The organism is Saccharothrix lopnurensis, from assembly GCF_042658445.1.
In the GTDB taxonomy this organism is placed as follows: domain Bacteria; phylum Actinomycetota; class Actinomycetes; order Mycobacteriales; family Pseudonocardiaceae; genus Actinosynnema; species Actinosynnema lopnurensis.
Window position 1 is genome coordinate 58,364 of record NZ_JBHSQO010000050.1, and the last position, 5,109, is coordinate 63,472.

The following is a 5,109-nucleotide window of genomic DNA, read 5'->3' on the forward strand; positions in this document are numbered from 1 at the left end:
GGGTCGTGCCCGACAGGGTCGTGCCCGACGCCGGCGGGGCGAGCGCGAGCGCCAGGGCGGCGGCGACGGGGATCAACAGGAGTGTCCTCATGCCCCGGGAGGCTGCCGCCCCCCGGAGGGAAGATCATCCGGGGCCGACCCGGAATTCCGGGTCGGGGGAATCCCGTAGACCCGCGCGGCCGTGCCCGCGAACACCGCCTCGCGCTCGGCCGGCGACAACTCCTCCGTCAGGGTCCGCGCGGCGGCCAGGACCTGCCCGTAGTCGGCGGCGAGCAGGCACACCGGCCAGTCCGAGCCGAACAGCAGCCGGTCCGGGCCGAACGCGTCCAGCACGACCTCGAACCACGGCCGCAGGTCGGCCGGGGTCCAGCGGTGCCAGTCCGCCTCGGTCACCAGGCCGGACAACTTGCACGTCACGTTCCCGCGCGCGGCCAGGGCGCGGATGCCCGCCGCCCAGCCGGGGTCGGGCCGGCCCGCCGCGATCGGCGGCTTCGAACAGTGGTCCAGGACGAAGCGCACGTCGGGCCGCGCGGCCGCGGCCCGCTCGGCGGCGGGCAACTGGTGCGGCCGGGTCAGCAGCTCGTACACCAGCCCGGCCCGGCCGACCCGGTCCAGGCCGCGCAGCACGTCGTCCCGGCACAGCCAGTCCGGGTCCGGCTCGCCCTGCACCTGGTGCCGGATGCCGCGCAGCCACCGGCCGCCGGGTCCGCCGGCGAGCGCGGCCAGGGCGTCGCCGACGGCGGGCGAGGTGAGGTCGGTCCACCCCACGACCGCGCCCACCAGCTCCTCGCGCTCGGCCAGGGCGAGCAGCTCGGGCGTCTCGCCGGGGTCGGTCACGGTCTGCACCAGCACGGTCCGCGCCACGCCGTCGGCGACCGCCGCCAGGTCGGCCACGGAGAAGTCCCGTCGGATCGCGCCCATCGGCGGGTCGGTGATCCACGCCTGGTCGCGCGCCGACAGGTCCCACACGTGGTGGTGCGCGTCGATGATCCCCGGGCCGGTCACCGCTCCAGCTCCGCCCAGAGCGCCTCGGGCACCTCCGCGGCCGAGGTGTTCGCGCGCACCTCGGCGGCGGTGCGCATCCCCAGCAGGACCGAGGTCACGGCCGGGTGGCGCAGCGGGAAGCGCAGCGCCGCCAGGGGCAGCGGCACGCCGTGCCGCTCGCACGCCCGCGCGATCCGCCGGGCCCGCTCGACCAGCTCCGGCGGCGCGGCGCGGTAGTCGTAGGTGGTGCCGGCGCCCGGCGCGGCGAGCAGCCCCGAGTTGAACACCCCGGCCGCGACGACGGCCACCCCGCGCTCGGCGCACAGCTCCAGCAGCTCCAGGCCGGACCGGTCGAGCAGGGTGTAGCGGCCCGCCAGGAGCACCACGTCCAGGTCGGTCTCGCGGACGAACCGGGCGAGCATCCCCCACTGGTTCATGCCCACGCCGATCGCGCCGACCACACCCTGGTCCCGCAGCCCGACCAGGGCCGGCACGGCCCGCGAGACGGCCTGCTCCCAGTGCTCGTCCGGGTCGTGCACGTACACCACGTCCACCCGGTCGAGCCCCATGCGGTCCAAAGAGGACTCCAGGGACCGCCGCACGCCGTCGGCGCCGAAGTCCCACACCCGCCGGTGGGTGGCGGGCACCGCGAAGGAGTGCGCCAGGTCGTCGCCGCCGCCGTCGAACGGCTCCAGGACGCGGCCGACCTTGGTGGACACCGCGAACCCCGCGCGCGGGCGGGTGCGCAGGAACGCGCCGATCCGCCGCTCGGACAGCCCGAGGCCGTAGTGCGGCGCGGTGTCGAAGTACCGGATGCCCGCGTCCCAGGCGGCCGCGAGCGCCCCGGCGGCGTCCTCGTCGGACACCGCGGTGAACAGGTTGCCGACCGGGCCGCCGCCGAACCCGAGGCGGGACAACGGAATCCCCCTCATCGCGGGCGCAACCGCAGCCCGTGCATCCCGCCGTCCACGGCGAGCACGGTACCGGTGGTGGAGCCGGACCGGGGGCTGGCCAGGTAGGCGATCGCGCCCGCGACCTCCTCGGCCGAGACCAGCCGGCCGTGCGGCTGCCGGGCTTCGAGCGCGGCCCGCTCCGCCCCGGGATCGGGCGCCGAGTCGAGCAGGCGGCCCACCCACGGCGTGTCGGCGGTGCCGGGCGCCACCGCGGTGACCCGGATGCCCTCGCGGACGTGGTCGGCGGCCATGGCCAGGGTGAGGGCGTGCACGGCGCCCTTGCTGGCCGAGTACACCGCCCGCTGCGGCAGGCCGGCCCAGGCCGCGATCGACCCCGTGTTCACGATCGCCGCCGCCGGCGACTCCCGCAGGTGGGGGAGCGCGGCGCGGGTGACCCGGGCGATGCCGAGCACGTTCACGTCCAGCACCCGCAGCCACTCCTCGTCGGGGTTCGCCGCCACGTCGCCCTGGGCCCCGACACCCGCGTTGTTCACCAGCACGTCGAGCCGCCCGAACCGCTCGACCACCTCGGCGACGGCCGCGCGCACCGAGGCGTCGTCGGTGACGTCCGCGCGGACGCCGTGCACGGGCGGGTCGACCCGCGGGTCCAGGTCCAGGGCCACGGCGGTCGCGCCCCGCTCCGCGAGCAGCCGCGCGGTGGCCAGGCCGAGGCCGGACGCGCCGCCGGTCACCACCGCCACCAGGCCGTCGAAATCGCTCACCGCGCCTCCGTCCCCGACCACACCGGACCGTCCGGGTAGCGGAAGTCGGCCAGGGTCCGGTCCTTCACGCGCGCCGAGAACCCGGGCCGGGTCGGCGCGCGGTACCGGCCGGCCCGGACCTCCGCCGGGTCGGTGAAGTGCTCGTGCAGGTGGTCCACCCACTCGATGGCGCGGTCCCGGGTGGTGCCGGAGACCGCGACGAAGTCGAACATCGCCAGGTGCCGCACCAGCTCGCACAGGCCGACGCCGCCCGCGTGCGGGCACACCGGCACGCCGAACTTGGCCGCCAGCAGCAGGATCGCCACGTTCTCGTTGACCCCGCCGACGCGGCACGCGTCGATCTGCACCACGTCGACGGCGCGGGCCTGGAGCAGCTGCTTGAAGACCACCCGGTTCTGCACGTGCTCGCCGGTGGCGACCTTGACCGGGTGCACGGCCCGCGCGATGGCCTGGTGGGCCAGCACGTCGTCGGGGGAGGTGGGCTCCTCGACCCAGTACGGGTCGAACGGGGCCAGCTCGCGCACCCGCGCCACGGCGGTGGCCACGTCCCAGCGCTGGTTGGCGTCCACCGCGATGCGCACGTCCGGGCCGACGACCTCGCGGGCCAGCCGCAGCCGCCGCACGTCGTCGGCCGGCGAGCCGCCCACCTTGAGCTTGATCATGTCGAAGCCGTCGGCCACCGCCCGCCGGGCCAGGTCGGCCAGCTTCTCGTCGGAGTAGCCGAGCCAGCCGGGCGAGGTGGTGTAGGCGGGGTAGCCGTCCCGGACCAGGGCGGCGGTGCGCTCTTCCTTGCCGGGTTCGGCCTCCCGCAGCAGGGCCAGCGCCTCGTCCGGGGTGAGGGCGTCGGAGAGGTACCGGAAGTCGACCAGCCCGACGACCTCGTCCGGGGTCATCGCGGCCAGGAACCGCCACACCGGCAGGCCCGCGCGCCGGGCGGCGAGGTCCCAGGCGGCGTTGACCACCGCGCCCAGCGCCATGTGCGCGACGCCCTTCTCCGGCCCGAGCCAGCGCAGCTGCGAGTCGCCGACCAGGTCCCGGTAGAGGTCGGCCAGGTCCCGCGCGGTCTCCGGCACGGGCCGGTCCACCACGTGCGGCGCGAGCGCCCGGATCGCGGCGGCCTGCACGTCGTTGCCCCGGCCGATGGTGAACGCCAGGCCGTAGCCGTGCGGGCCGTGGTCGGCGCGCAGCACCACGTACGCGGCCGAGTAGTCGGGGTCGGGGTTCATCGCGTCGGAACCGTCGAGCTCGCGCGAGGTCGGGAACCGGACGTCCAGCACGTCCAGGCCGACGACCCGGGCCATCACGCCTGCCCGAACGTCTGCCGCTGCGCTCCCAGCCCGTCGATCTCCAGCTCCACCACGTCGCCCGCCCGCAGGTAGGGCTTGGGCTCGGGCCGGCCCAGCGCCACGCCGGCGGGCGTGCCGGTGTTGACCAGGTCGCCCGGCCGCAGCACGAGGAACCAGCTCAGGTAGCGGATCAGCTCGCCCACCGGGGTGACCATGTTCTTGGTCGAGGAGTCCTGGCGGGGAACGCCGTTGACCCGCAGCCGCAGGCCGAGCGCCTGGGGGTCGCCCACCTCGTCGGCGGGCACCAGCCAGGGCCCGAGCGGGTTGAACGTCTCGCAGTTCTTGCCCTTGTCCCACTGCCCGCCGCGCTCGATCTGGAACTCCCGCTCGGACACGTCGTGGGAGATGACGTACCCGGCGACGCACTCCAGCGCCTCCTCGGCCGACCCCAGGTACCGGGCGGTGCGGCCGATGACCACGCCCAGCTCGACCTCCCAGTCGGTCTTGGTGGAGCGGCGCGGGATCAGCACCTCGTCCTCGGGCCCCACGATCGTGTCGGGCGTCTTGAGGAACATCGGCGGTTCGTCCGGGATCGGCAGGCCGGTCTCCTCGGCGTGGTCCCGGTAGTTCAGGCCGATGCAGACGATCTTGCCCACGTTCGCGATCGGCGGCCCCACGCGCACCCCCTCCACCACGATCGGTTGGAGTTCGCGGGCCGCCAGCGCGGCACGGGCGCGCGCGATGCCGTCATCGGCTAGGAAGTCGCCCGTCACGTCGGCCGTCAACGGGGTCAGGTCGTAGGTGACACCGTCGTCGGCCCGGACGGCGGGGCGTTCGGAACCAGCCGGTCCCAGACGCAGCAGCTGCACGGGAGACCTCCTCGAAGTCGGTCGACAGATCGGATGTATAGCGCTTCCGCGCGACCGACGTCCAGAGGTGGTCCGAACAGCGGTCCGATGAATCCCGGCCGGGGACGAGCCGGGGAAGACAGCCGAGAGGACGAGATGAACCACCACCGCGCGGGGCGGACCCGCGCCACCTCCGCCGCGGCCCGCGCGACGGCCGCCGCCCTGCTCGTCGCGCTCGTCGCCCTCCCCACCCCGGTGGCCCCCGCCGGCCTCCCCGGCGCCGCTCCCGCGCACCACGGCCGCGAGTCGGCCGCCG

General features: G+C 75.7%; 5 protein-coding genes. All 5 read right to left on the minus strand.

Annotated features, from left to right (window positions below; all coding sequences use genetic code 11):
• Positions 1-87: 87 nt before the first annotated feature.
• Genes ACFP3R_RS31675 through ACFP3R_RS31695 form a run of 5 tightly spaced genes read right to left on the minus strand, consistent with a single transcriptional unit; the run spans position 88 to position 4,814 of the window.
• Complete coding sequence (locus tag ACFP3R_RS31675) at positions 88-1,005, minus strand: amidohydrolase family protein (RefSeq protein WP_380641447.1); 918 nt, start codon at positions 1,003-1,005, stop codon at positions 88-90.
• Positions 1,002-1,916, minus strand: a complete 915-nt coding sequence (locus tag ACFP3R_RS31680) for an aldo/keto reductase (protein WP_380641449.1) — start codon at positions 1,914-1,916, stop codon at positions 1,002-1,004. The genes ACFP3R_RS31675 and ACFP3R_RS31680 overlap by 4 nt, the downstream gene beginning before the upstream one ends.
• Entirely contained in the window at positions 1,913-2,659 is a 747-nt protein-coding gene (locus ACFP3R_RS31685) for an SDR family NAD(P)-dependent oxidoreductase (protein WP_380641451.1), read from the minus strand. Before ACFP3R_RS31685 ends, ACFP3R_RS31680 begins: the two co-directional genes overlap by 4 nt.
• A complete protein-coding gene (locus ACFP3R_RS31690) occupies positions 2,656-3,960 on the minus strand; it encodes an enolase C-terminal domain-like protein (protein ID WP_380641453.1) in 1,305 nt (434 codons plus the stop codon). The genes ACFP3R_RS31685 and ACFP3R_RS31690 overlap by 4 nt, the downstream gene beginning before the upstream one ends.
• The gene (locus tag ACFP3R_RS31695) at positions 3,960-4,814 is read right to left on the minus strand and encodes a fumarylacetoacetate hydrolase family protein (RefSeq protein ID WP_380641455.1); all 855 of its coding nucleotides are present in this window, start codon (positions 4,812-4,814) and stop codon (positions 3,960-3,962) included. The genes ACFP3R_RS31690 and ACFP3R_RS31695 overlap by 1 nt, the downstream gene beginning before the upstream one ends.
• Between the last annotated feature and the right edge of the window lie 295 nt (positions 4,815-5,109).

Excerpts from the sequence above, each read along its gene's own strand:
- ACFP3R_RS31690 (WP_380641453.1), bottom strand. The coding sequence starts at position 3,960 with ATGGCCCGGGTCGTCGGCCTGGACGTGCTGGACGTCCGGTTCCCGACC.
- ACFP3R_RS31680 (WP_380641449.1), bottom strand. The coding sequence starts at position 1,916 with ATGAGGGGGATTCCGTTGTCCCGCCTCGGGTTCGGCGGCGGCCCGGTC.